Genomic DNA, 24670 nt, shown 5'->3' with positions numbered 1-24670 from the left:
AGTTGCAACTAAATCCCGGCAGGTCGTACCACGATTTTACGCTATTTTGCGGGCATTCGCCCTAATAACGCAAATAATTTTATCCCCTTCCCCATTCAGACGGCAGGTTTTAAGCCATCTCTGAACATTCTTGCTTACAGAATAAACTGTCAGGCGAGGATCTGTTCAGCGGCTTTTCCTGTCTCAGATAGCGAAAAGGATAAACATGGTTAAACCATATACATCCCGCCGTTGACGTGCAGAGTTTCACCAGAGATGTAACCCGCTTCATCAGAAGCTAAGAATGCAACCGCACTGGCGATTTCCTTCGCATCGCCTAAGCGACCCGCAGGAACCTGCGCCAGGATACCCGCACGCTGATCGTCAGATAGCGCACGCGTCATGTCCGTTTCAATAAAGCCCGGAGCAACAACGTTCACTGTAATACCGCGAGACGCTACTTCGCGCGCCAGCGATTTACTAAAGCCGATAAGACCCGCTTTCGCCGCAGCGTAGTTGGCCTGACCCGCATTTCCCATGGTACCAACCACAGAACCGATAGTAATAATACGCCCATGACGTTTTTTCATCATAGCGCGCATTACTGCTTTTGACAGACGGAAAACCGATGAAAGATTGGTTTCGAGGATATCGCTCCACTCTTCTTCTTTCATGCGCATCAGCAAATTATCGCGAGTGATACCGGCATTATTGACCAGAATATCCACTTCACCAAATTCGCTGCGAATATTTTCCAGTACGGATTCGATAGATGCCGGGTCGGTCACGTTAAGCATCAGACCTTTACCGTTAGCACCCAGATAGTCGCTGATCGCCTGCGCGCCGCTTTCGCTGGTGGCGGTGCCAATAACTTTCGCGCCGCGCGCTGCAAGGGTTTCAGCAATTGCGCGGCCGATGCCGCGGCTCGCGCCGGTAACCAGCGCGACTTTTCCTTCAAAACTCATGGTATTCCTCGTCTTATTGCTCGAGTGCTGCGGCCAGGCTTGCCGGCTCGTTGATCGCAGAGGCGGTTAAGCTGTCCACGATGCGTTTAGTCAGGCCGGTCAAGACTTTGCCTGGACCAACTTCGTAAAGATGGGTGATATCACGGGAAGCCATAAGCTCAACGCTTTTGGTCCACTGCACCGGGCTGTAAAGCTGGCGCACCAACGCATTGCGGATCTCATCCGGATCGGTGGCGCAGGCCACATCCACGTTATTCACCACCGGGATCGACGGGGCGTTGAAAGTGATGTTCTGCAGCTCTACCGCCAGTTTCTCTGCGGCAGGCTTCATCAGCGCGCAGTGCGACGGCACGCTCACCGGCAGCGGCAACGCGCGTTTAGCGCCCGCGGCTTTACAGGCTGCGCCCGCACGCTCAACCGCCTCTTTATGGCCGGCGATCACCACCTGGCCCGGCGAGTTGTAATTGACTGGCGATACCACCTGGCCCTGCGCCGACTCTTCGCAGGCTTTGGCAATGGACTCATCATCCAGACCGATAATCGCCGACATGGCGCCCGTACCTTCCGGCACCGCGTCCTGCATCAGTTTACCGCGCAGCTCCACCAGACGGACCGCGTCGCTGAACGCGATAACGCCCGCGCACACCAGCGCGGAGTATTCGCCAAGGCTATGGCCCGCCATCATTGCCGGCGCTTTACCGCCTTCCTGCTGCCATACGCGGTACAACGCGACCGACGCGGTCAACAGCGCCGGCTGGGTTTGCCAGGTCTTGTTTAACTCTTCCGCAGGCCCTTGCTGAACCAGCGCCCAGAGATCGTAACCTAAAACCGCAGAAGCCTCGGCAAAGGTCTCTTCAACGATGGGATACTGCGCGGCGACATCCGCCAGCATACCTACGGCCTGGGAGCCCTGTCCCGGAAACACAAATGCAAATTGCGTCATGTTTTTAATCCTTGTTTATCAGAAACGAACCAGCGCCGAGCCCCAGGTAAAGCCGCCGCCAAAGGCCTCAAGCAGCACTAAGTGGCCAGGCTTGATGCGGCCATCGCGCACCGCTTCATCCAGCGCACTGGGCACGGACGCGGCGGAGGTATTGCCGTGGCGATCCAGGGTCACCACCACATTATCCATCGACATGCCGAGTTTTTTGGCGGTTGCGCTGATAATGCGCAGGTTCGCCTGGTGGGGCACCAGCCAGTCCAGCGAGGAGCGGTCGAGCTGATTCGCAGCCAGCGTTTCATCAACGATATGCGCAAGCTCAGTCACGGCAACTTTAAACACCTCGTTACCGGACATGGTTAAATAGATTGGGTTTTCCGGCACCACGCGATCGTGGTTCGGCAGCGTCAGCAACTCACCGTAGCTGCCGTCGGCATGCAAGTGGGTGGAGATAATGCCCGGCTCTTTCGATGCGCTCAGCACCACGGCGCCCGCGCCGTCGCCAAACAGAATAAGAGTACCGCGATCCTCTGGATCAAGCGTACGAGCCAGCACGTCGGAGCCGATCACCAGCGCATACTGCACCGCGCCGGATTTCACATACTGATCGGCAATGCTCAGCGCATAAGTGAAGCCCGCGCAGGCCGCAGCGACATCAAACGCCGGGCAGCCTTTAATGCCCAGCATGCCCTGAATCTGGCACGCAGCGCTCGGGAATGCGTGGGTCGCGGAGGTTGTGGCCACCACAACCATACCAATTTGTTCTTTATCGATACCGGCCATCTCAATGGCGCGCAGCGCGGCCTGATAGCCCATGGAATCAACAGTCTCGTCAGGACCGGCGATACGACGCTCACGAATGCCTGTGCGGGTGACAATCCACTCGTCAGTCGTTTCCACAATTTTTTCAAGATCGGCGTTAGTCCGCACGTGCTCAGGCAGATAGCTGCCTGTGCCAATAATCTTCGTATACATGTACGCTCAGTCACTCTTGGGTAATATACCCGCCGGTGGTATTGCCGGGGCGTTGTCGCCGTCCTGCAATTCGAAACCTGCGGGATATAAACATTCCAGGCGAGCGGCTATCCGTTGAGGAACCTGCCGCTGCACCGCCTGCACTGCCTGTTCAATCGCCACACTAAACGCGCGCTGATTGGCCGCGCCGTGACTCTTGATCACGGTGCCGCGCAATCCTAACAGACAGGCGCCATTATACTGGTCGGGGTTGAGGTGACTGAATCGCCTTGAGAGGCTTTTTTGTAACCAGTGCTTTAATAAACGCCACCACCACGACCGTTTTTTCCCTTCTCCCTGCGATTTCAGCAGAGAAAGGAACATTCGTACAACGCCCTCCATGGTTTTGAGTGTGACATTGCCTACAAAACCATCACACACCAGCACATCCGTTTTGCCGGTTAACAATTCATTGGCTTCAAGATAGCCAATATAATTCAGCGACGGCAGGTTTTTTAACAATGCCGCCGCGTCACGAATACTGTCGAGGCCTTTGGTTTCTTCTTCGCCGATATTCAGCAACGCCACGCGCGGCGTCGTAATGCCGAGCACCTCTTCGGCCATCACCGAACCCATAATGGCGAACTGCACCAGCATCGTGCTATCGCAGGCCACGTTAGCGCCTAAATCCAGCACCACGGTTTTGCCTTTTTGCTGATGCGGCAACACCGTCATCAGCGCCGGGCGCTCAATCCCGTCAATCGGTTTGAGCAGCAGCTTGGCCAGCCCCATCAGCGCGCCGGTATTGCCGGCGCTGACGCAGGCCTGCGCCCGCCCCTCTTTAACCAGTTCCAGCGCCATGCGCATGGAGGAGCCGCGGCTATTGCGTACCGCCTGAGACGGCCTGACATCACTGGCGATAACCGACTGGGACGCAACGATCTGCAAACGCGAGCGTTGTTCAAAATCAGCTTTGGCGAGTAATGGAGTAATGACGTCGGGATCGCCGACTAAAAGGAGATTCAGTTGCGAATTAGAATTCAGTGCCTGCAAGGCTGCAGGCACTGTCACGGAGGGACCAAAGTCCCCACCCATGGCATCTAACGCAAGGGTTAGACGTGTCAAGGTATCGCCGGGCGACGTTATATCCCCGCATAAACGGGGAAACGACGCTAAGTTTAATCACGCTTGCGCGTGATTACTTAGCGATAACCTTGCGGCCGCGGTAGTAACCGTCGGCAGTGATGTGGTGACGCAGGTGGGTTTCACCAGAAGTCTTGTCAACAGACAGGCTGGTTACAGCGGTCAGTGCATCGTGAGAGCGACGCATGCCACGTTTGGAACGGGTTGGTTTATTCTGTTGTACGGCCATGGACCTTACTCCTCAATTACGGTTTACCCCGTTTGCGCGGGGAAGACCAATTACTTACGCTTTAAGCTGGCTAATACGGCAAACGGATTTGGCTTTTGCGCTTCTTCAGGCAGTTCACCAAATACCATGTCCGCTTCGGACACTTCACAGTGTTCATGATCATGCACCGGAACCACCGGCAGCGCGATGATGATTTCATCTTCGACAACCGCCAGCAGATCGATTTCACCGAATTCGTTAACCTCAATCGGCTCATACGCTTCCGGGAGTGCTTCAGCCTGTTCGTCTGAACGAACCGGACTAAAACAATACGTTGTGTGGACCTGATGGGAGAACGGATTCCCGCAACGCTGACATGACAACGTCACCGTCACCTTCGCATCGCCGGTTAACACGGCGAGACGTTGGTTATCGATGGCGAAGCGCATGGAGCATTCCACATCGCTGTCCACACTGACAACTGATTCAGCGACGCGCTCCACCTGTTCAGGGGTATACACGCCATGATAATCAAGGCGCTTTTGAGCGGTACGAACCGGATCGAGAGTCAGGGGTAATTTTACCTTTTGCATAGGGCGCGCATATTAACGTCGTAATGTCATAGAGTCAAAGGAAAAGGCGGTATCAACATGCCATTTGCTAATAAATCACACACAGCATTGTCCACAGTTTAAGATGTCATAATCAGATTCGCGAATTATGGCAGAAAAAAATGACCCAACTGGTACTCGCTTCCACTTCCCCCTTCCGCCAGAGCCTGCTTGAAAAACTGGGCCTGCCGTTTATTACCGCCGCGCCGGACTGCGATGAGACGCCGTTAGCGAACGAAGAGGCCCGCCATCTGGTGGTGCGTCTGGCGCAACAGAAAGCGCAGTCGCTGGCGGGCCGTTTTCCGAATCATTTGATCATCGGCTCCGATCAGGTTTGCGTGCTGGACGGCAACATCACCGGCAAGCCGTTGACCGAAGAAAACGCGCGTTGGCAGTTGACCAAAGCCAGCGGTCACGTCGTTACCTTCTATACCGGTCTGGCGCTATATAACTCCGCCAACGGGCAGTTGCAAACCGAATGCGAGCCGTTTGATGTGCACTTCCGTCATCTCAGCGCCGACGAGATCGCTGGCTATGTAAAAAAGGAACAGCCGCTTTATTGCGCGGGCAGCTTTAAAAGCGAAGGGCTCGGCATAACGCTTTTTGAACGCTTAAGCGGGCGCGATCCGAATACGCTGGTTGGCCTGCCGTTGATCGCGCTGGGCCAGATGCTGCGTAATGAAGGGGTAAATCCGCTGCGCTAACGTAAAAAAGCCCGGTATCACACCGGGCTATTACTGTTATTTGCCGTTGCGCAACACGCTCAGACAACGTTTTAGCTCATCGTCCAGCGGCGCTTCAACGCGCATCGTCTCGCCAGTATTGGGGTGCTGGAATTTCAGCGCCGCCGCATGCAGAAACAGGCGGCTGAGGCCGGTATCCGCCAGCTGTTTATCAAATTCACGGTCGCCGTAACGATCGTCAAAGGCGATGGGATGCCCGGCATGCAGGGTATGCACGCGGATCTGGTGGGTGCGTCCCGTTACCGGGCTACAGCGCACCAGCGTGGCGAACGCATAGCGCTCCTCTACTTTAAAGCGCGTTTCCGATGGTTTGCCTTCACTGTTCACCCGCACGATGCGCTCGCCGCTTTGCAGAATGTTCTTCAACAGCGGCGCCTGCACCACTTTGACATGCGACTGCCACTGCCCGCGCACCAGCGCCAGGTAATCCTTTTGCATCTCTTTGCCGCGCAACTGTTCATGCAGCGAACGCAGCGCCGAACGCTTTTTTGCCACCAACAGGATGCCGGAGGTATCGCGGTCAAGACGGTGGACCAGTTCCAGGAAACGGGCTTCCGGGCGCAGGGCGCGCAGGCCTTCAATCACCCCGAAGCTCAGCCCGCTGCCGCCGTGCACGGCGGTGCCGGAGGGCTTATTCAGCACCAGGATATGATCATCTTCATACAAAATCGCCTCGGTGAGCGCGGAGACTTTTTGCAGATGCGGAGAGACTGCCTGCTCTTCGCGCTCGGCGACGCGAACCGGCGGGATACGCACTTCATCCCCATCTTCGAGTTTGTATTCAGGTTTGATACGTTTTTTATTTACCCGCACCTCGCCTTTGCGCAGGATGCGATAAATCATGCTCTTAGGCACACCCTTTAATTGGGTGCGCAAAAAGTTATCGATACGCTGCCCCGCTTCATCAGCGGTAATGGCAACGATTTTTACGGCTGGGGTCTCAGTTTTCATGGTGGCGATTCTAATTATCGACATTCATTAGCGCCACTCATTTTTATATGCTTATACTTACTGTCACTCGGATTCAGGCAGCTTATGAATCACCGGATTGGTGGATATAACAACAATCGGTAATTTGTGGTTAAGAAACTGTGAGTAACCGGGTGATAAATGGCAAAAGTCATCTTGCTATAACAAGCTTAGCAATGGAATAATGCTGTAGTTTTCCGTGTTAAAACTTGTTAAGACAAGGAACTTTGCGGAATTACCAGTTTTGCCTGTCCGTTCATCCACGCAGCAATGGCGTAAGACGTATTGAACCTTCAGGCAGTTAGCGGGCTGCGGGTTGCAGTCCTTACCGGTAAAATGGAAGCTTCTCTGGCGAAACATCCCAGGCAGTTCCCCTGATAATTGCGCTGTATTTCCAGATGAAATACAGGCTACCGACACTCTGCGCCTCTTAAGCGAGCGACAACCGTGAGGTTGGCGACGTGAATAGTCACGAGGCCATCGGTTCATACCCGGAAAGGCGATATCTTGCCCGCAGCTTAGTCGTCAATGTAAGAATAATGAGTAAGTTACGATGAAAAGAATGTTAATTAACGCGACTCAGCAAGAAGAGTTGCGTGTCGCCCTTGTGGATGGGCAACGCCTGTACGACCTGGACATTGAAAGCCCAGGGCACGAACAGAAAAAAGCAAACATCTACAAAGGCAAAATCACCCGCATTGAACCCAGTCTTGAAGCTGCATTTGTTGATTACGGCGCTGAAAGACACGGTTTCCTCCCTCTTAAAGAAATCGCCCGCGAATACTTCCCTGCTAACTATGCTTCTCATGGCCGCCCGAACATCAAAGATGTGCTGCGCGAAGGCCAGGAAGTTATCGTTCAGATCGACAAAGAAGAGCGCGGCAACAAAGGCGCGGCCCTGACCACTTTCATTAGTCTGGCGGGCAGCTATCTGGTTCTGATGCCGAATAACCCGCGCGCGGGCGGCATTTCTCGCCGTATCGAAGGTGACGACCGTACCGAACTGAAAGAAGCGCTGGCCAGTCTCGAACTACCGGACGGCATGGGCCTTATCGTGCGTACCGCAGGCGTGGGCAAATCTGCCGAAGCGCTGCAATGGGACTTAAGCTTCCGTCTGAAACACTGGGAAGCCATCAAGAAAGCCGCTGAAAGCCGCCCTGCTCCTTTCCTGATCCATCAGGAAAGCAACGTGATTGTGCGCGCCTTCCGCGACTATCTGCGCCAGGACATCGGCGAAATCCTGATCGATAACCCGAAAGTGCTTGAGCTGGCTCGCCAGCACATCTCCGCGCTGGGCCGTCCGGATTTCAGCAGCAAAATCAAACTGTACACCGGTGAAATCCCGCTGTTCAGCCACTATCAGATCGAATCGCAAATTGAATCGGCATTCCAGCGCGAAGTGCGCCTGCCGTCAGGCGGTTCTATCGTTATCGACAGCACCGAAGCGCTGACCGCTATCGACATCAACTCCGCCCGCGCGACCCGCGGCGGCGATATCGAAGAAACGGCCTTTAACACCAACCTGGAAGCGGCGGATGAGATCGCCCGTCAGCTGCGCCTGCGCGACCTTGGCGGCCTGATCGTTATCGACTTTATCGATATGACCCCGGTGCGCCACCAGCGCGCGGTGGAAAACCGTCTGCGCGAAGCCGTTCGACAGGACCGCGCGCGTATCCAGATTTCCCATATTTCACGCTTCGGCCTGCTGGAGATGTCGCGCCAGCGCCTGAGCCCGTCTCTGGGTGAATCCAGCCATCACGTCTGCCCGCGCTGTAGCGGCACCGGCACCATTCGTGACAATGAATCGCTGTCCCTGTCGATTCTGCGTCTGATTGAAGAAGAAGCGCTGAAAGAGAACACCAAAGAAGTTCACGCCATCGTTCCGGTACCGATCGCTTCTTATCTGCTGAACGAAAAACGCGACGCCATCACCGCCATTGAAAACCGTCAGGGCGGCGTGCGCGCGGTAATCGTGCCGAACGACCAGATGGAAACCCCGCATTACTCCGTGCTGCGCGTGCGTAAAGGGGAAGAGACCAAGACGCTGAGCTACATGCTGCCGAAGCTGCATGAAGAAGCGATGGCCATGCCGTCCGATGACGAGCCAGCCGAACGCAAACGTCCGGAAGAGCCGGCGTTAGCCACCTTCGCGATGCCGGATATCCCGCCTGCGCCGCCAGAGACAAAAGCCGTTCAGGAAGCCCCGGCGAAAGTGCAGGTCGCGCCGCAGCCTGTCGCGCCTCAGGCATCCCAGCCGGGCCTGTTCAGCCGCTTTATCAGCGCGCTGAAATCGCTGTTCGCCGGTGAGCCAGCCGCTCCAGCCCCGGTTGCGGAAGAGCCGAAGAAAGAAGCAAGTGAAGAGAAACAGCGTGGCGATCGTCGTAATAACCGTCGCCAGAACAACCGCCGCGATCGCAACGATCGCCAGGGACGCGACAGCCGCGATAATCGTGAAGGCCGTGAGCCGCGTGAACCTCGCGAACCGCGTGAGCCACGTGAGCCGCGCGACGAGAACCGCCGCAACCGCCGTCAGGCCCAGCAGCAGACCGCTGAAGCGCGTGAAGTCCGTGACGTTACCGTTGATGAGACCGAACAGACCAAAGGTCGTGACGAGCAGCAGCCGCGTCGTGAACGCAGCCGCCGCCGTTCTGAAGACAAGCGCCAGGCGCAGCAGGACGTTAAAGCGCTGAACCGCGAAGAGCGCCCGGAGCAGGATGCCGAGCAGGAAGAACGCGTCCAGGTGATGCCGCGCCGTAAACAGCGCCAGTTGAGCCAGAAAGTGCGCTTCAATGACACAGTGGTTGAGTCCGAAGCCATTGTCGACGTTGAACAGCAGGAAGCCGCGCCGGTACAGCGTACCGAACTGGCAACCATCCCGCTGCCTGCCGTGGTAGAAAACGAAACAGCCGAGCAGGAAGAAAGCGCTGAAAACCGCGCTGACGCCAACGGTATGCCGCGCCGCTCCCGTCGTTCACCGCGTCATCTGCGCGTGAGCGGTCAGCGCCGCCGCCGTTATCGTGATGAGCGTTACCCAACCGCATCGCCGATGCCGTTGGCCGTGGCATGCGCTTCGCCGGAAATGGCGTCCGGCAAAGTCTGGATCCGCTACCCGGTCGCGCAAGCGCCGCTGGTTGAACAACAGGAACAGCCGGTTGAAGCACCGGTGGAACAGCAGGCGATCCAGATTGCGCCCGTGGTAACCGAGGTCGCCGAAGCCGCACCGGTTGAAACGACCCATCCGGAAGTGATTGCCGCCCCGGTAGATGCCCAGCCGGAAATTATCGCGCCGCAGGATGAAGTGGTTGCTGAGCAGGTTGCTGAAGAAGCCAAACCGGTAGACTCTGTGCCCGCTGCTGAAGCCGTACTGGAAGCCGCTCAGGAAGCCACGGTGGTTGAACCGGTTGCCGAAGAAAGCATCGCCGATGCGCCGCAGGAACAACCTGCTGTGCGCGAAGCTGAACAGCCGCAGCCCGCCATCGTTGAGACGCCGGAAGCCGACGTTGCCAAACCGGTTGTTGAACCGGTGAAAGTGGAAGCGCCGGTAAAAGTGGAAGCGCCGGTGAAAGCCGCTGCGCCTGTACAAGCTGAGCTGCAACCTGAAGCCCAGCCCGCTGCCGCCAAACCGGTTGCCAGCGCGCCGATGACACGTGCTCCGGCTCCGGAATACGTACCGGAAGCGCCGCGTCACAGCAACTGGGTGCGTGAGCCATTTGCCTTTAGCGGCAAAGGTTCAGCTGGCGGCCACAGCGCCAGCCACCAGGCTACCGCGCCAGCCACCCGTCCGGGTCAGGCTGAGTAATCTCCCCGTAAGCCGGTCACTATGACCGGCTTTTTTTTCGCCTCTCCGGCGGCTGCATTCCCATCAACCCAGGCAAGATTTCCCGCATCAGCTCGAGGAATTTACGCAAGCGCGCGGGATAGTAGCGACTGTAGGGATAAGCCAGCCACACCGGCAGCGGCGCTGCCTGCCACTGCGGAAGCACATGCACCAGTTTGCCCTGCTCAAGATCCTGCGCCACGATCCACGCCGAGACGATCCCCACACCTAACCCTGCCAGCACCGTCTCTCTTACCGCGTACAGGCTGTCTGTACTCAGACGCGGCGCAATGGCAAGCGATCGCGTTTCGCCCCCTGCGACTTCTCTCAGCGTGACTTCCTGTTGATAGAACAGGTTTAAGGCGACCCAGGGCAACGCCGCCAGTGCCTCCGGCTGGTTAATCGGCGGATACCCCGCCAGCAACGCCGGCGCGGCAACCACGATACGCGGCACTTCCGCCAGTAACACCGAAATGGTAGACGGGTCGGGCTGCGCGCCGAGGTGGATAGCGCAATCGATGTTCTCGGTGACAAACAGCGGCGCTTTATCGTTCAGCATCCACTCTACGTTCATCCGCGGATATTGGCGCAGAAACTGCGTGAGCGGCGCAATCAGTTGCTGTTGCCCAAACGCGTGGGGTGCCCGCACCCGCAAGGTGCCCACCGGCTCATCCCCGGCATTGCGCAGATCGTCCTCCAGCATCATCCAGTGGCCCGTCACGGTTTTGGCATGGTGATAGCAGCGCTCCCCATCATCGGTGAGCTTCATGGCGTGGGTGGTACGCAACAGCAGCTTGCAGCCCAGCATCTCCTCCAGCGATTTAAGCCGTCGGCTGACGGTTGCCTGGGTGGTGTTCAACTGCACCGCCGCCGCGCTCAGCGATCCGCTTTCAATGATGCGGATAAAGGTGTTCATCAACTCAATTCTGTCTATACGTTCATTTGCCATAAAAATTTTCCTGGCATACGTTTGGTGTATAACCGTTTTATCAGTTGTCCCGCTACCGCGCCAGCCCTCTGTCGCCGACAATCCTGACATCTTCCAGATATGTGAGGCTTTACCCATGACCACTTCCCTTTCCTCTTCGGCGCTGATGCGTACTTTGCTGGTGCTTGCCGCCGCCGCGGGTTTCAGCGTGGCATCGATCTATTACGCGCAACCGATACTGCCCCTGATGGGCGATAATCTGCATCTCGGCATCGGCAGCATGGGGTTAATCCCTACGCTCACCCAGGCCGGATATGCGCTGGGGATCCTGTTCCTGCTGCCACTCGGCGACCGTTTCGACCGGCGTATCATTATTCTGGTAAAAGCATTCGCCCTGGCGCTGATGCTGGTTCTGTATAGTTTTTCAACCGGCGAACACAACCTGCTGGCATTAAGCCTGCTGCTGGGCGCTGCCGCCACCGTGGCGCAGGACATCGTTCCGGCCGCCGCCATTCTTTCCGTTTCGGGTAAGCAGGGCAAAGCCGTGGGCATGGTGATGACCGGCTTACTGCTGGGGATCCTGTTATCCCGCACCGTGAGCGGCCTGGTGAGCGCAGCTTTTGGCTGGCGCGTTATGTATCAGCTGGCGGCATTCAGCATCGCCCTGATCGGCCTGGCCCTGTGGCGCGTGCTGCCGCGCTTTACTGCCCAGGCGGAGCTGGGTTACCCGTCGCTGATGAAATCCATGGTTGGTTTGTGGATCCGTCATCCTGCGTTACGCCGCGCCGCGCTGGCGCAGGGGCTGCTCTCGATCGGCTTTAGCGCCTTCTGGTCCATGCTCGCTGTGATGTTAAGCCAGCAATTCCATCTGGGTAGCGCCGTGGCTGGCGCATTCGGCATCGCCGGAGCCGCAGGCGCGCTGGCGGCGCCGCTGTCAGGAGCGCTGGCGGATAAAGTAGGATCGAACCGGGTCACCCAATATGCCGCCGCGCTTGCCACGCTCTCCTTTGCGCTGATGTTCTTGCTCCCCCTGCTGTCGCCTTTCTGGCAACTGACGCTGATCGCGCTGTGCGCCATTGGTTTCGATCTTGGGCTGCAATCTTCGCTGGTGGCGCACCAGACCCTGGTCTACCGGCTCGACCCTCAGGCGCGAGGCCGCCTCAACGCCCTGCTGTTTACCGGCGTGTTTATCGGCATGGCATTAGGTTCCGTGCTCGGCAGCGCCATGTGGGAAGAGTATGGCTGGATGGGCGTGGTGATGCTTGCCGTGCTCGCCAGCGCAGGCAGCCTGGTGGTGCGGATGGCCGAGCGTCGCCAGCAGCGCATGAGTCACCCTGTCTGATATTAGTGAAATCCTAAAACTGGGGCTAAACCCGCGAGTATGCATTCGTTTGGGATTATATTTAGCCCGGAAGTCACTTCCACTAAGCTACTGAAAATTAATATGAGAATGCGCATATGGCTTCGCAAGCGGGTAGCATCAGTAACCGTCTGGCGAATGTCCTGGCGCTAAAAAAAGGGAATTTTATGAGCAACGTCAGTCAGAAGTCGCCGGTGCGCAAAATCCCACTCAACATGACCGTTTCCGATGCGGCTGCTGAGCGAATAGCCTGGATTTTCGATACTTTCTCCCGGATTTGTGTCTCTTTTTCCGGCGGCAAGGATTCTACTTTATTACTGCATTTAACGGCGCAGGAAGCGCGCCAGCGCGGCAAAACATTTAGTGTGCTGTTTATTGACTGGGAGGTTCAGTTCAGGCACACCATTAATCATGTGGAGGCGATGCGATCCCTGTACGCCGATTGTATCGACACGTTTTATTGGGTGGCGCTACCCATTACCACCGTTAACGGCACCTCGGCCTGCCAGCCGGAATGGACCGCCTGGCAACCGGGCGTTGAATGGGTGCGTCAGCCGCCGCAAGACGCCATCATCGATCCGCAATACTTCGCGTTTTATACCCCGGGCATGACGTTTGAAGATTTCATTCCCGCATTTAACGACTGGCTGGCCCGGCAGGCCCCGATTACCCCAACCGCCGTTCTTACCGGCATGCGCGCCGATGAATCACTGCTACGTTTTCAGAGTATTTGCGACCGCCGTAAAGCACGTTATAGCCCGGAAAAACCCTGGACCACGGTCAGTATGACGTCCGGTGTCTGTACTGTCGCTCCCCTGTATGACTGGAAAACAGCGGACATTTGGTCATGGTTCGCCCACCACGATGCGCTGTGTAATCCGCTGTACCAGCTCATGTTTCAGGCGGGCGTAAAACCGCGCTATATGCGGATTTGCGAACCGTTCGGGCCCGAGCAGCGCGCGGGATTATGGCTGTATCATGTTCTTGAACCGGACATATGGGATCGGGTATGCCAGCGGGTCAGCGGTGCCCACACTGGCGAGCTGTATGGCGCCGAACGCAACGGATTTTATGGCCAGGGCGTGCTGGTTAAGCCCGACGCCATGACCTGGAAAGCTTACGCGATGTTTCTGCTCGACAGCCTGCCGCCGTCAACAGCGGAACATTACCGTAATAAGATCGCCATTTATCTCCAGTGGTATCGTCAGCGCGATTACCCGCAAGACATTCCTGATTGTCAGGATAAAGACACCGGCAGTCGTGATATCCCCTCCTGGCGACGGATATGCCGGACGATTTTACGCAACGATTACTGGTGCCGGGGGCTCTCTTTCAGCCCGACCCGGACTCATCATTACGAACGCTGGAAAAAGCGTATTCAGGAGAAACGTAAATTATGGAAAGTACTATGAATGAGAGGCTGGCAGGTCTGTTATCTCCTCTTACCGCCTGGCTACAGAGCCAGCCCGAAGCCGAACGCATTGAGGCATTAAATACCATCAAGCAGGCATTGCATGGCCTGAGCCCTTTTCATCAGGAGCCGGTGGATTGTGTACTGTGGATCAAAGCTGATGCGCTCAGAGAAAATAGCTATAACCCGAACGTCATGGCGGCCGCTGAACGCAAGCTTTTGGTTCATTCGTTGATTCAGGACGGCTATACCCAACCGGTGGTGGCAACGCCCGCGAGTGACGAAACACTGAATCTGGTGGACGGCGCGCACCGTTTCCGGGTGGGCGTAAAAAATAAAACGCTATCGGCCAGGCTGCGTGGTTATATTCCCGTGGTGCTGCTGCAAACAGATCAGGTCAGCCGCGAAGATAATATGGCCTCTACCGTGCGCCATAACCGCGCCAGGGGTAAGCATCAGATCCCCGCAATGTCGGCGCTGGTGCTGGAGTTATCTCACTATGGATGGGACGATGAGCATATTGCCAAAGAGCTGGGGATGGAGCAGGACGAGGTGTTGCGCCTGAAGCAAACCGCAGGGCTGAAAGAGATGTTTGCCGACCGGCGATACTCTGAAGCATGGACGGTGGAATAGCAGCCCGTTTGAGGTAAAAAAAAGCCCGCTCCGGGGTGCGGAAGCGGGCAGAAAGCATATCCAGTTTCAAAATATGCTCAAATCTTTCGCCTTAACGGTTCAACTGGAACAGCGACATGCCCTGCATATCGGTGAAGGTTTTATACGAGGCCTGAAGCGCGGCTTGCTGCATCACATAGGATGAAATCACCGAGTTCCAGTCCGCATCAATCAGGTTACTCATCTGCTGCGTTTGGCCCAGGGCGCGATCGCTGCCCAGGGTATCCAGGCTGCCCAGCTCGGCCAGTTGCGTACCCAGCTCGGCCTGCACGGTCAACACGTTATTAAGCGAGTTTTTCAGGCCGCGGTTGGTTTTATCCACTGCGGCATCCAGAGCGGCCTGCTCTTCTTCCGTGGCACCCGCTTTCGGGGTTTTCAGCGCCGCGATAGCGGTGTCGAGCATGTTGAACAGGCTCTTCTCCTGGGTGCCGCCTTCCGGCTCCGGTACGGCATTGCTGGTGACGTTCATAAACACGGAATCGCCGGTATGACCAATCACCATGGTACGCGCCGAATCCACCTTCTGGGTGATCTGCTCGCTGCCGCCCTTGTATTCAATACTCCCCGCCTCTCCCTGAAACGGCGCGGCATCGGTTTTATAACCGGCAAAAATAAAGCGTCCATTGCCGTCGGTGCTGTTTGCCAGGTTCAGTAGCTGGTCGCGGATACCTTGTAAATCAGTTGCCAGCGAGGCGCGGTCATCATCGCTCAGCGTGCCGTTGCCCGCCTGGACGATTTTTTCCTGGGCAGTCTGGATCGCCGTCGTCACCTGGCTCAGTACGCTGGTTTCCAGCGAGACTTTCTGGGTGGCGAACGAACGCGCCTGGGTATACTGGCTGTTTTCAGCCTGCGCCTGCGACAGCACCACCGCCTGGGCGGCGGCAATCGGATCGTCCGACGCTTTGTTCACCCGTTTGCCGGTGGACATTTGCTCGCCATACCCCAGCCATTCAGTCTGCGCGTTAGTAATGCCACGCATATTCTGCTGGTACATCATTTGAGTACTGATACGCATCGATCAATTCTCCCGTTAGCGGATGGACAGCAGCGCATCAAACAGCGTGGATGCCGTCTGAAGCACCTGGGCATTCGCCAGGTAATATTGCTGGAAACGTTGCAGATTGCCGTACTCTTCGTCGAGGTTGACCCCGGAGATAGACTGCTGCTGGTTGGTCAACTGCACCACCACGTTGCTCTGCGTAGTGCTGGTCACTTTAAGCGTACTGGTACTGTTGCCGACATTACTCACCAGGCTGGCGTAGGCATCGTTAAAGGTTTTATTGCCGCCGACCATTTTGTTATTTTGCAGATCGAGCAGTTTCTGACCGTTGGTATTGTCGCTCTCGCCGCTGTCTTTGGCGCTCGCCATCGCGATCTGCGACTCGTCTTTGATCTTCACTTCCATGTTGATAATGGCGTTGGTGACCGGTTTCACCATAAACGAGTCATTGTTTGCCGCCGTGCCGGTGATGTCGATTTTCAGGCCATCAAATTCAATGGAGTCGCCATTATCGGTCAGTTTTACGTTGGCGTTGTCGGACAAACGCGTCACCTGCCATTCGCCGCCGACGCGGGTCACTTTATAATCCGACGCCTGCACTTGCGAGGTATTGGTAAAACTCACGTCAAAGGTCGCGCCCGGCTTGCTGTTTTTGGCATTGCTCAGCGCTTCTGGTTTGCCGAAGCTAAAGAAATCGGTGCCACTCTCATTATTGGCATCCACACCCGCTTTATGCTGGGTGTTGAACGCGTCGGCAAACGCCAGCGCCATCTGGTTCAGGGAGTTACGCGTCTGATCGAGATCCTGAGAGCGGAACGTCATCAGACCGCCCAGAGAGCCGCTGGTCAGCAGTTTTTCCGGTATCTCGACGTTGCCTGCGGTTTTATCAACAAACGCTACCGTGGTGCGCGACGGATCGGCGCTTGACGCCACTGCCGCCAGTTGGTTCGCAGTGCTGCCCTGAACCAGGGTATAGCCGTTGCCCACGGTCACGTTGTAGGTGCCGCCGTCCTGAACAGTCACTTCCACGCCGACAATCTTGTTCAGCTCGCTCACCAACTGGTCGCGCTGATCGAGCAAATCATTCGGAGAGGCCCCGGCGCCCACGCCGGTCAAACGCGAAATCTGGTCGTTCAGGTTGGCGATCTGCTTCGCGTAGGTGTTGATCTGGCTGACGCTGGTGCTAATCGAACCATTCACTTCTTTATTCTGATCGCGCAGATACTGGTCGGTGACGCGGAACTGGTTAACCAGCCCTTCCGCCTTGCCCAGCAGCGCCTGGCGTGACGCCGGATCTTCTGCGTTGCTCACCAGCGTCTGCATGGTTTTAAAGAAATCCTGCATGGTGGACGACAGGGTATTGGTGCTGCTGGAGAGCATATTGTCGATTTTTGACATCTGCTCATAACGGGTCGTCAGGCCGCTGCTCTGGTTCTGCGCGGCGCGTAACTGATTGGAGATAAACGCGTCATATTCGCGGTGTACACCGGTGACATTAACGCCATTGCCCACCCATCCACCGGCACCCAGCGTACTGTTGGCCTGAGAAAGCACCGTCGTCTGACGGGTATAGCCCGCAACATTGTAATTGTTGATGTTGTTACTGACAGTATTCAGTGCCGCCTGAGCCGCGGAAAGGCCGCTCATTGCGCTGTTAATTAAGCTACTGGACATGGAGGTTCCTTATGAACTTTCAGACTCGGTTCCTGCATACCGTTATCGGCAGCGCTCTACCAGACTTGAGGCATTTTCAGAACAAAGTAGAAATATCGTTGCTATAGGCTTTAGAAACTTTTTCGCTCATCGCTTTCAGCTGGCCAATCATGGTGGTCAGCTTGCGGGCGTAGTTGGGATCGGTGGCGTAACCGGCGTTCTGCAGGGCCGTCGCGCCCTGCTCCGCCGTCGCCGCGCTGGTTACGGCGGCATAGCGCGGGTTGCGGGTCAGCAAATTGACGTAATCCGACAGCGCTTCCAGATACGAGCCGTAGGCGCGGAATTTAGCCTTCACCTTTTTGGCTTCGCCGTTTTCATATTCGGTGGTGGTGATTTCCGCCACTTCGCCTTTCCAGCCGGGGCTGGCTTTAATGCCGAACAGGTTGAAGCTCGGCTCGCCGTTGGCTTTTAAAATCTGGCGTTGTCCCCAGCCGGATTCCAGCGCCGCCTGGGCCAGAATCAGATGGTGCGGCACGCCGCTCTGCTCACTGGCCAGTTTGGCGGGCAACGACAGCGCCGCCAGGAAATCTTTACTGTCGCCGCTGAGCGGTTCTTCCTGAGACGGCGCGCGCGGTACCGCCTGGCGCACGGTCTGCGCCAGGGTTTGGGTCTGGTAGCGGGTGATGGTTTCCAGATCGAACTTCAGCGGCACCTGGTCCGGCGTCTCGCCAGGCTCCTGTGACTCGCTGGTCATCTGCTTGACCATCGCGTCCGCCAGCCCCAGCCCCTTACCGCTGGACATATGCTGGGCGATTTGCTGGTCATACATGCTGGTGTAAAGCCGCGTCTGGTCGCTGCTGAACAAGCCATCTTTCGGCAGCGCTTCGCGCATGCTTTTCAGCATCATCTGGACAAACATGCCTTCGACCTGCTGGGCCACCGCTTTAACGTTCGCCTTCGGGTCCTGTCCCACTTTGGCTTTCAGATCGTTCAGCGAGTTCGCGTCCCACGCGGCGCTGGAGAGCAGTTTGGTGTCGTTCAGCATAACAATGACCTAGATGATTTCCAGTTTGGCGCGCAGGCAGCCCGCCGTTTGCATCGATTGTAAAATCGACATCAAATCCATCGGCGTTGCGCCCAGCGCGTTAAGCGCCCGCACCACGCTGTTCAGGCTGGCGCTGGACTGCACGCTTTGCAGCGAACCGCCGCTCTGGCGCATATCGATCTGGGTGTTCGGCGTCACCACCGTCTGGCCGCCGCCGAACGGCGTATCCGGCTGGCTGACGTCAAGCTGGCGGTTGACGGTCACCGACAGATTGCCCTGCGCCACCGCGCAGCTGTCCAGCGTCACTTCACGGTTCATCACCACTGAGCCGGTGCGCGAGTTGATAATCACCCGGGCATCCTGCGGGGCGACTCTGACTTCCAGATTCTGGATATCCGCCAGGAAGCGCACCTGGGAGCTGCCACCGGTGGGCACACGCACCTGGATGGTACGGGAGTCCAGCGCCGTGGCGCTGCCGTAGCCGCGCGCCTGGTTGATGGTGTCGGTGATCTGCTGCGCCAGGGTGAAATCTTCCTGATTCAGTTGCAGATTCAGGGTGTTGCTGGCGCCGAACTGGCTGGGCAACTCGCGCTCTACGACCGCGCCGTTGGTGATACGGCCACCGTTCAGTTGGTTAACCTGAACGCTGCTGCCGCCCGCCGACGCGCCCGCGCCGCCCACCAGAATGTTCCCCTGCGCCAGCGCGTAAACCTGGTTGTCCACACCTTTCAGCGGCGTCATCAGCAGCGTACCGCCGCGCAGGCTTTTGGCGTTACCCATTGAGGAAACCACCACATCGATGGTTTGCCCCTGGCGGGCAAAGGCCGGGAACGACGCGGTCACCATCACCGCCGCCACGTTTTTCAGCTGCATGTTGGTGCCCGGCGGCACGGTGATGCCCAGTTGGGAGAGCATGTTATTCAGGCTCTGGGTGGTAAACGGCGTCTGGGTGGTCTGGTCGCCCGTTCCGTCCAGGCCCACCACCAGGCCGTAGCCAATCAAGGAGTTTTCCCGAACGCCCTGTACGCTTGTGAGGTCACGAATACGGTCGGCCTGGGCAAAAGACGCCACCAGCAGCAACCCGATTGTGAGGAGTGATTTCAACATAGTCACCTCGCTTACATCGGCGATAAGTTAAGGAAGAAACGCTGCAGCCAGCCCATGTTTTGCGCTTCGTTGATATAGCCGTTGCCGACATATTCGATACGCGCGTCCGCCACGTTGGTGGACGGAACGGTGTTGCTGCCGCTGATGGTGCGTGGATTCACGACACCGGAGAAACGAATGAATTCTGTGCCCTGGTTGATGGCGATCTGTTTTTCGCCCACCACATGCAGGTTGCCGTTCGCCAGCACCTGGTCGACGGTCACGGTGAGCGTGCCGCTGAAGGTGTTGCTGGCGTTAGCGCCGCCTTTGCCGTTAAAGCTGTTGCCGCCGGAAGCGTCCACGGTGGCGCGATCGTTGCCGAATAGTCCCTGCAGGTAGCGCGGTACCGCCTCAAAGCCAAAGTTAGTTTTGCCGTCGCGGCTGGCGTTGGCCGACGAGCTCTTGCTGGCGCTGACGTTTTCCTGCAGGACAATCGTCAGGGTATCGCCAATGTTGCGTGGCCGGCGGTCTTCGAACAGCGGCTGGTAGCCGTAGTTAATCGGCTGCGCGGACTGGAAAATTGAGCCATTGACCACCGGCGCGGCGCCAGGCGCGGGCTGCGCGGTTGTCGCGCCCTGCACCAGCGGCTTCGAGGGGACCCAGGCACACCCGGATAACGTCACCATCAGGGCGATCAAAAGAGGGCGATATTGCGCACCGGTATTTTGCATTGCTTTCATCTTCAGTATTCGTGCCCGGCGCGACAGCCGCCGCGCCGGGATCACGTTAGAGTTGCGTCAATTTTTGCAGCATCTGGTCGGTGGTGGAGACCGCTTTACTGTTAATTTCGTAAGCGCGCTGCACCTGGATCATATTCACCAGCTCTTCCGCCACGTTAACGTTTGAGGTTTCCACATAGCCCTGATACAGCAGCCCGGCACCGTTCAGCCCCGGCGTGCTTTCGTTCGGCGCGCCGGAAGACTGGGTTTCGATGTACAGGTTTTCACCAATGCTTTCCAGCCCGGTGTCGTTCATAAAGGTGGTCAGGTTTAACTGCCCAACCTGTACCGGCGCGGCCTGGCCCTGCTGGGTCACGCTCACCAGGCCATCGCGACCGATGGTGATGCTGAGCGCGTTCGCCGGAACGGTGATCGCAGGCTGCACCTGGAAACCGCCCGCCGTCACCAGCTGGCCGTTCTGATCCACCTGGAATGAACCGTCGCGGGTATAGGCAGAGGTGCCATCCGGCAACATCACCTGGAAAAAGCCCTGGCCTTTGATCGCCACGTCTTTGCTGTTACTGGTTTGCGACAGGTTGCCCTGGCTGTGCAGGCGCTCGGTCGCTACCGGACGCACGCCGGTACCAATCTGCAGACCCGACGGCAGCGTGGTTTGTTCGGAGGACTGCGCGCCCGGCTGGCGGATGGTTTGATACAGCAGATCTTCAAATACCGCGCGCTGGCGCTTAAAGCCGTTAGTGCTGACGTTCGCCAGGTTATTGGCGATCACGTCCATATTGGTTTGCTGGGCGTCGAGGCCGGTTTTCGCAATCCATAATGAGCTAATCATAAAGTGCCCTTAATTAAGTCATCGACAGCAGCTGGTTAGCCCGCTGAGAATTATCATCGACGCTGGAGATCACTTTCATCTGCATCTCAAAGCGTCGGGCGTTGGCGATCATATCGGTCATCGCTTCGACGGGTTTGACGTTGCTGCCTTCCAGCACGCCGGACATCACGCGGATGCTCGGGTCGGCCTGCAACATCGGGCCGCGTTGCGCCTGCGCGGCGGCGCTTAAGCGGAATAATCCGTCATCGCCGCGCACGATTTCATTCCCATCGGCCTTCACCAGCTTCAGACGACCGACCGGCGCGACAGTGTTTGGCGGATCGCCGGGGTTGAGCGCCGAAATGGTGCCGTCTGCCGCAATGGTGATCTCCGCGCCTTCCGGCACCACAATCGGGCCGCCGTCGCCCATCACCGGATTACCCTGAATGGTCAACTGCCCCCCGGCAGTGACCTGGATATTCCCGTTACGGGTATAGGCTTCGGTGCCCGCCGCGCTCTGGACGGCGATCCAGCCGTCCTGTTGCAGCGCCACGTCCAGCGGACGCGAGGTATAATCCAGCGCGCCCTGTGACATATTGGCCCCAGGCGTGGACGCCGCCACCAGGGTGCGGGTCGGCAGCGATAAGCCTTCCACCGGCACCGCGCGCAGCGCGGTAAGCTGGGCGCGGAAACCCGGCGTGGAGGCGTTCGCCAGGTTGCTGGCATTGACCGCTTGTTGATTCAGGGTCTGGCTGGCAGCCCCCATAGCGGTATAAATTGCGTGATCCATTAGGCCGTCCCGTCAGGCATTAACGCAGGTTAACCAGCGTGTTCAGGATCTGGTCCTGAGTTTTGATGGTCTGGGCGTTGGACTGGTAGTTACGCTGGGCCACGATCATGTTGACCAGCTCTTTACTCAGATCGACGTTAGAGGCTTCCAGCGCGCCGTTGGTCAGTTGGCCGAAGTTGCCGCTGCCTGCGGTGCCCAGCAGGGCCACGCCGGATGCGTTGCTCGCTTCCCACAGGTTATCGCCCTGGGATGAGAGCCCTTCCGGGTTGGCGAAGTTCGCCAGCACGATCTGGCCCAGCAATTGCTGCTTCTCGTTGGAGTAGTTGCCGACCACGGTGCCGTCATCGTTAATCTGGTAGCTCACCAGGTCGCCCGGCTTATAGCCGTTCTGCTCGGTGGAGACGATGTTGTTGGAGCCGGTGTTCTGCTGCATCGAGCCGGTGAAATCCAGGGTAAACGGCGTTGGCGCAACCCCGTTCAACGAGCCTGGCGTCATGGCAATCGTCGCCGGGTTGGTCGGCGCCGTCAGGTTACCGTTGCCGTCGAAGGTCATGGTGGTCGGTGCGGAAACCGGGCTGCCCGCCACGCTGCTGTCCTGGTAATATACCGCCCAGCTGCTGTCGGCGTTCTTACGGAAATAGACGTTCATGTCGTGGGCGTTGCCCTGGGTATCGAATACCGTGACGCTGCCTTTTTTGTTGTAGCTATCGGCATTGGCCGGGTTAAACGCCACATCCGCGGCAATGGTTTTATCCGAGGAGTTCAGGTTGACCACCATCGACGCGGTAGTGGTAACTTTCGCCGACATCAGCGTATTGGGGATCGTCAGACCAACCGGGTTGGCGCCCTGTTGGATGGTCGGCGGCGTACCGGTTGCCGGGTAGCCGGTCACCTGCATGCCCTGCATATTGGTCAGGTTACGGCTTTCGTCCAGTTTGAACTGGCCGTTACGGCTGTAAAACACCGAGCCGTTGCTGTCCACCAGACGGAAAAAACCGTTCTGGCTAATAGCAACGTCGAGGCCACGGCCAGTATTGGTGGTAATGCCGTCGCTGAAGTCCTGGGTCACCGCCGCGACTTTTACCCCGAGGCCGACTTTAGAGCCGGCGAACATATCTGCGAAGGAAACGGAAGCGGATTTAAAACCGTAGGTCGCGGAGTTGGCGATGTTGTTGCCAATCACGTCCAGGTTGGAGGCCGCAGCATTCAGGCCGCTGACCGCTTGAGAAAAGCCCATGTCTTACTCCTGTAAGTGCAAGCGTTAGATAATTTGTCGCACTTCGCTGATTGCGAGAGTGCCGTAGGTGCCCAGGTCTAACAGGGTGCTGCCGTTGCTGCGCGTCACGCCGTTGACTAAAGCGAAATTCAGCGGTTGCGCCACCAGTTGGGTCCCGGCGGAGCTGGCTGAAATCGTCACGTTATATGCGCCGTCCGGCACAGCGGTGCCGTCTGCCATCTTGCCGTCCCAGCTAAAGGTGTGAACGCCCGCGCTGAGTTTGCCGATATCCAGGGTTTGCATCACCACGCCTTCTTTATTGGTGATGGTGGCGGTGACTTTATCCGCCGCCTGCTGCAACTCCACGCCAAACGGGGTGGTGGTTTCTTTACCGGCCAGAATGGTGCTGCCCGGGATCATCACTCCGCGATCGATCAGCGCGCTGGCTTGCAGCGACTGGTTACTGTCAAGCTGGCCCGATACCGCGCCCAGCGTGGTGTTGAGCTTCTCAATCCCGCTCACGGTGCTGATTTGCGCCAGCTGGGTGGTCAGTTCGTTGTTCTGTAGCGGGTTGGTGGGATCCTGGTTTTTCAGCTGCGCCACCAGCAGCGTCAGGAAGCTGCTCTGGAGATCGGACGCGCTGCTACCGGTCAGGCTGTTGGAACCGGTGGAGTAGCTGGTTCCGCTGACGCCAGTATTGGTTGGGTCGTTAACGTTAACGGCAATGGACATGGTGTTCTCCTTATTGTCCGATGGTCAGCGTTTTCAGCATCATGCTTTTCACGGTGTTCAGCACTTCGACGTTGGCCTGATAGCTGCGCGACGCCGACATGGTGTTGACCATTTCGCCGACCACGTCGACGTTAGGCATTTTGACGTAGCCGTTGGCGTCCGCCAGCGGGTTGCCTGGCTCGTAAACCAGCTTGTCCGGCGCCTGGCTTTCCACCACCTGGCTGACCTTCACGCCGCCGGTGGCCGCGCCAGGCTGGGCATCCACCTGGAATACCACCTGTTTGGCGCGATAGGGCTGGCCGTCCGGCCCGGTCACGCTGTCGGCGTTGGCGAGGTTGCTTGCCGCCACGTTGAGGCGTTTCGATTGCGCGGTCATGGCTGAACCGGCGATATCAAAAATATTGAGCAGCGCCATGATTAGTTTCCTTGTTGCAGCACGTTCATCATGCCTTTGATTTGCCCGCTCATCAGCGTCAGATCCGTCTGGTATTTCAGCGCGTTATCTGCAAACTGGGTACGTTCGCGGTCCATATCCACGGTGTTGCCGTCCATCGACGGTTGGTCGGGAATGCGGTACAGCAAATTCATGGATGGGGCCGTGGAAGCCTGGGCGGGAATGTGGTGAGCGGAGGTCATGGTCAGTGCAACCGTGTTGCCCTGAACCCGTCCGCGCTCCATTACCTGTTTGAGTTGGCTGGCGAAATCGATGTCCCTGGCCTGATAGCCTGGGGTATCGGCATTAGCAATGTTCGCCGCCAGGATCTCCTGACGCTGCGCGCGCAAATTGAGCGCTTCCTGCTGAAAACGTAACGCGGCATCGAGTTTGTCGAGCATGGTTCCTCCGCGAATAGCATGGTGATGGCGACAGCTTAATGCGCGACCACCTCGCCTTATCGTTGG

At 57.5% G+C, this 24670-nt stretch carries 24 protein-coding genes; 5 read left to right on the top strand and 19 right to left on the bottom strand.

Going from position 1 to position 24670, the window contains the following annotated elements:
- Positions 1-209 precede the first annotated feature (209 nt).
- The 6 genes from fabG to yceD all read right to left on the bottom strand — a co-directional run bounded on the left by fabG (position 210) and on the right by yceD (position 4782).
- Entirely contained in the window at positions 210-944 is a 735-nt protein-coding gene (fabG, locus tag FHW74_RS19200; protein ID WP_125292105.1) for a 3-oxoacyl-ACP reductase FabG, read from the bottom strand.
- 13 nt (positions 945-957) lie between these two features.
- Positions 958-1887, bottom strand: coding sequence for an ACP S-malonyltransferase (fabD, locus tag FHW74_RS19195; protein ID WP_183171939.1), 930 nt, complete (start codon positions 1885-1887; stop codon positions 958-960).
- Between the two features lie 18 nt (positions 1888-1905).
- Positions 1906-2859: a beta-ketoacyl-ACP synthase III gene (locus FHW74_RS19190; protein WP_183171938.1), complete on the bottom strand. Its 954-nt coding sequence runs from the start codon at positions 2857-2859 to the stop codon at positions 1906-1908.
- Between the two features lie 6 nt (positions 2860-2865).
- Positions 2866-3963, bottom strand: coding sequence for a phosphate acyltransferase PlsX (plsX, locus tag FHW74_RS19185; RefSeq protein ID WP_183171937.1), 1098 nt, complete (start codon positions 3961-3963; stop codon positions 2866-2868).
- A 73-nt stretch (positions 3964-4036) separates the two neighbouring features.
- Positions 4037-4210: a 50S ribosomal protein L32 gene (rpmF, locus tag FHW74_RS19180; RefSeq protein ID WP_002435125.1), complete on the bottom strand. Its 174-nt coding sequence runs from the start codon at positions 4208-4210 to the stop codon at positions 4037-4039.
- Positions 4211-4260: 50 nt separating this feature from the next.
- The gene (gene yceD / locus FHW74_RS19175; protein WP_125292109.1) at positions 4261-4782 is read right to left on the bottom strand and encodes a 23S rRNA accumulation protein YceD; all 522 of its coding nucleotides are present in this window, start codon (positions 4780-4782) and stop codon (positions 4261-4263) included.
- A 140-nt stretch (positions 4783-4922) separates the two neighbouring features.
- Between yceD and FHW74_RS19170 the strand changes: the two genes are divergently transcribed.
- Entirely contained in the window at positions 4923-5504 is a 582-nt protein-coding gene (locus FHW74_RS19170) for a nucleoside triphosphate pyrophosphatase (protein WP_183171936.1), read from the top strand.
- Between the two features lie 36 nt (positions 5505-5540).
- On the opposite strand, the gene rluC is transcribed toward FHW74_RS19170, so the two are convergent.
- On the bottom strand, positions 5541-6494 hold the full coding sequence (gene rluC / locus FHW74_RS19165) for a 23S rRNA pseudouridine(955/2504/2580) synthase RluC (RefSeq protein ID WP_183171974.1): 954 nt from the start codon (positions 6492-6494) through the stop codon (positions 5541-5543).
- Positions 6495-7065: 571 nt separating this feature from the next.
- Here rluC and rne point away from each other — a divergent pair.
- Positions 7066-10311 carry a ribonuclease E gene (gene rne / locus FHW74_RS19160; protein WP_183171935.1) on the top strand — a complete coding sequence of 1082 codons (3246 nt, stop codon included), beginning with the start codon at positions 7066-7068 and terminating at the stop codon, positions 10309-10311.
- A 19-nt stretch (positions 10312-10330) separates the two neighbouring features.
- On the opposite strand, the gene FHW74_RS19155 is transcribed toward rne, so the two are convergent.
- On the bottom strand, positions 10331-11278 hold the full coding sequence (locus FHW74_RS19155) for a LysR family transcriptional regulator (RefSeq protein ID WP_183171934.1): 948 nt from the start codon (positions 11276-11278) through the stop codon (positions 10331-10333).
- A gap of 115 nt (positions 11279-11393) precedes the next feature.
- Between FHW74_RS19155 and FHW74_RS19150 the strand changes: the two genes are divergently transcribed.
- The 3 genes from FHW74_RS19150 to FHW74_RS19140 all read left to right on the top strand — a co-directional run bounded on the left by FHW74_RS19150 (position 11394) and on the right by FHW74_RS19140 (position 14661).
- Positions 11394-12599 (top strand): MFS transporter, encoded by a 1206-nt coding sequence (locus FHW74_RS19150; protein ID WP_183171933.1) that lies wholly within the window; start codon positions 11394-11396, stop codon positions 12597-12599.
- 185 nt (positions 12600-12784) lie between these two features.
- Positions 12785-14029, top strand: coding sequence for a DUF3440 domain-containing protein (locus FHW74_RS19145; protein WP_183171973.1), 1245 nt, complete (start codon positions 12785-12787; stop codon positions 14027-14029).
- Positions 14026-14661, top strand: a complete 636-nt coding sequence (locus tag FHW74_RS19140) for a ParB N-terminal domain-containing protein (protein ID WP_255459947.1) — start codon at positions 14026-14028, stop codon at positions 14659-14661. Before FHW74_RS19145 ends, FHW74_RS19140 begins: the two co-directional genes overlap by 4 nt.
- A 91-nt stretch (positions 14662-14752) precedes the next feature.
- Here FHW74_RS19140 and flgL read toward each other — a convergent pair whose 3' ends face one another.
- The 11 genes from flgL to flgB form a co-directional block, all read right to left on the bottom strand.
- Entirely contained in the window at positions 14753-15715 is a 963-nt protein-coding gene (gene flgL / locus FHW74_RS19135) for a flagellar hook-associated protein FlgL (protein ID WP_183171931.1), read from the bottom strand.
- Positions 15716-15730: 15 nt separating this feature from the next.
- Positions 15731-17374, bottom strand: a complete 1644-nt coding sequence (gene flgK, locus FHW74_RS19130; RefSeq protein WP_183171930.1) for a flagellar hook-associated protein FlgK — start codon at positions 17372-17374, stop codon at positions 15731-15733.
- Between the two features lie 76 nt (positions 17375-17450).
- The gene (gene flgJ, locus FHW74_RS19125; protein WP_183171929.1) at positions 17451-18398 is read right to left on the bottom strand and encodes a flagellar assembly peptidoglycan hydrolase FlgJ; all 948 of its coding nucleotides are present in this window, start codon (positions 18396-18398) and stop codon (positions 17451-17453) included.
- Positions 18399-18407: 9 nt separating this feature from the next.
- On the bottom strand, positions 18408-19505 hold the full coding sequence (locus tag FHW74_RS19120) for a flagellar basal body P-ring protein FlgI (protein WP_183171928.1): 1098 nt from the start codon (positions 19503-19505) through the stop codon (positions 18408-18410).
- An 11-nt stretch (positions 19506-19516) separates the two neighbouring features.
- Positions 19517-20215, bottom strand: a complete 699-nt coding sequence (gene flgH, locus FHW74_RS19115) for a flagellar basal body L-ring protein FlgH (protein ID WP_183171972.1) — start codon at positions 20213-20215, stop codon at positions 19517-19519.
- Between the two features lie 55 nt (positions 20216-20270).
- Positions 20271-21053 (bottom strand): flagellar basal-body rod protein FlgG, encoded by a 783-nt coding sequence (gene flgG / locus FHW74_RS19110; RefSeq protein ID WP_125292120.1) that lies wholly within the window; start codon positions 21051-21053, stop codon positions 20271-20273.
- 13 nt (positions 21054-21066) lie between these two features.
- Positions 21067-21822 (bottom strand): flagellar basal body rod protein FlgF, encoded by a 756-nt coding sequence (locus FHW74_RS19105; protein ID WP_183171927.1) that lies wholly within the window; start codon positions 21820-21822, stop codon positions 21067-21069.
- Between the two features lie 19 nt (positions 21823-21841).
- Positions 21842-23059, bottom strand: a complete 1218-nt coding sequence (flgE, locus tag FHW74_RS19100; RefSeq protein ID WP_183171926.1) for a flagellar hook protein FlgE — start codon at positions 23057-23059, stop codon at positions 21842-21844.
- Positions 23060-23083: 24 nt separating this feature from the next.
- Positions 23084-23770: a flagellar hook assembly protein FlgD gene (flgD, locus tag FHW74_RS19095; protein ID WP_183171925.1), complete on the bottom strand. Its 687-nt coding sequence runs from the start codon at positions 23768-23770 to the stop codon at positions 23084-23086.
- 10 nt (positions 23771-23780) lie between these two features.
- Positions 23781-24185, bottom strand: coding sequence for a flagellar basal body rod protein FlgC (gene flgC / locus FHW74_RS19090; protein WP_125292124.1), 405 nt, complete (start codon positions 24183-24185; stop codon positions 23781-23783).
- Positions 24186-24187: 2 nt separating this feature from the next.
- Complete coding sequence (gene flgB / locus FHW74_RS19085) at positions 24188-24604, bottom strand: flagellar basal body rod protein FlgB (RefSeq protein ID WP_183171924.1); 417 nt, start codon at positions 24602-24604, stop codon at positions 24188-24190.
- Positions 24605-24670 lie beyond the last annotated feature (66 nt).

Source organism: Atlantibacter sp. RC6, from assembly GCF_014193285.1.
Lineage (GTDB): Bacteria > Pseudomonadota > Gammaproteobacteria > Enterobacterales > Enterobacteriaceae > Atlantibacter.
This window is presented reverse-complemented; position numbering and strand designations above follow the sequence as displayed.

What these genes read in the sequence shown, in the direction of transcription:
- fabG (WP_125292105.1), bottom strand. Translation starts at nt 944, where the DNA reads ATGAGTTTTGAAGGAAAAGTCGCGCTGGTTACCGGCGCGAGCCGCGGC.
- fabD (WP_183171939.1), bottom strand. Translation starts at nt 1,887, where the DNA reads ATGACGCAATTTGCATTTGTGTTTCCGGGACAGGGCTCCCAGGCCGTA.
- FHW74_RS19190 (WP_183171938.1), bottom strand. Translation starts at nt 2,859, where the DNA reads ATGTATACGAAGATTATTGGCACAGGCAGCTATCTGCCTGAGCACGTG.
- rpmF (WP_002435125.1), bottom strand. Translation starts at nt 4,210, where the DNA reads ATGGCCGTACAACAGAATAAACCAACCCGTTCCAAACGTGGCATGCGT.
- yceD (WP_125292109.1), bottom strand. Translation starts at nt 4,782, where the DNA reads ATGCAAAAGGTAAAATTACCCCTGACTCTCGATCCGGTTCGTACCGCT.
- FHW74_RS19170 (WP_183171936.1), top strand. Translation starts at nt 4,923, where the DNA reads ATGACCCAACTGGTACTCGCTTCCACTTCCCCCTTCCGCCAGAGCCTG.
- rluC (WP_183171974.1), bottom strand. Translation starts at nt 6,494, where the DNA reads ATGAAAACTGAGACCCCAGCCGTAAAAATCGTTGCCATTACCGCTGAT.
- rne (WP_183171935.1), top strand. Translation starts at nt 7,066, where the DNA reads ATGAAAAGAATGTTAATTAACGCGACTCAGCAAGAAGAGTTGCGTGTC.
- FHW74_RS19155 (WP_183171934.1), bottom strand. Translation starts at nt 11,278, where the DNA reads ATGGCAAATGAACGTATAGACAGAATTGAGTTGATGAACACCTTTATC.
- FHW74_RS19150 (WP_183171933.1), top strand. Translation starts at nt 11,394, where the DNA reads ATGACCACTTCCCTTTCCTCTTCGGCGCTGATGCGTACTTTGCTGGTG.
- FHW74_RS19145 (WP_183171973.1), top strand. Translation starts at nt 12,785, where the DNA reads ATGAGCAACGTCAGTCAGAAGTCGCCGGTGCGCAAAATCCCACTCAAC.
- FHW74_RS19140 (WP_255459947.1), top strand. Translation starts at nt 14,026, where the DNA reads ATGAATGAGAGGCTGGCAGGTCTGTTATCTCCTCTTACCGCCTGGCTA.
- flgL (WP_183171931.1), bottom strand. Translation starts at nt 15,715, where the DNA reads ATGCGTATCAGTACTCAAATGATGTACCAGCAGAATATGCGTGGCATT.
- flgK (WP_183171930.1), bottom strand. Translation starts at nt 17,374, where the DNA reads ATGTCCAGTAGCTTAATTAACAGCGCAATGAGCGGCCTTTCCGCGGCT.
- flgJ (WP_183171929.1), bottom strand. Translation starts at nt 18,398, where the DNA reads ATGCTGAACGACACCAAACTGCTCTCCAGCGCCGCGTGGGACGCGAAC.
- FHW74_RS19120 (WP_183171928.1), bottom strand. Translation starts at nt 19,505, where the DNA reads ATGTTGAAATCACTCCTCACAATCGGGTTGCTGCTGGTGGCGTCTTTT.
- flgH (WP_183171972.1), bottom strand. Translation starts at nt 20,215, where the DNA reads ATGCAAAATACCGGTGCGCAATATCGCCCTCTTTTGATCGCCCTGATG.
- flgG (WP_125292120.1), bottom strand. Translation starts at nt 21,053, where the DNA reads ATGATTAGCTCATTATGGATTGCGAAAACCGGCCTCGACGCCCAGCAA.
- FHW74_RS19105 (WP_183171927.1), bottom strand. Translation starts at nt 21,822, where the DNA reads ATGGATCACGCAATTTATACCGCTATGGGGGCTGCCAGCCAGACCCTG.
- flgE (WP_183171926.1), bottom strand. Translation starts at nt 23,059, where the DNA reads ATGGGCTTTTCTCAAGCGGTCAGCGGCCTGAATGCTGCGGCCTCCAAC.
- flgD (WP_183171925.1), bottom strand. Translation starts at nt 23,770, where the DNA reads ATGTCCATTGCCGTTAACGTTAACGACCCAACCAATACTGGCGTCAGC.
- flgC (WP_125292124.1), bottom strand. Translation starts at nt 24,185, where the DNA reads ATGGCGCTGCTCAATATTTTTGATATCGCCGGTTCAGCCATGACCGCG.
- flgB (WP_183171924.1), bottom strand. Translation starts at nt 24,604, where the DNA reads ATGCTCGACAAACTCGATGCCGCGTTACGTTTTCAGCAGGAAGCGCTC.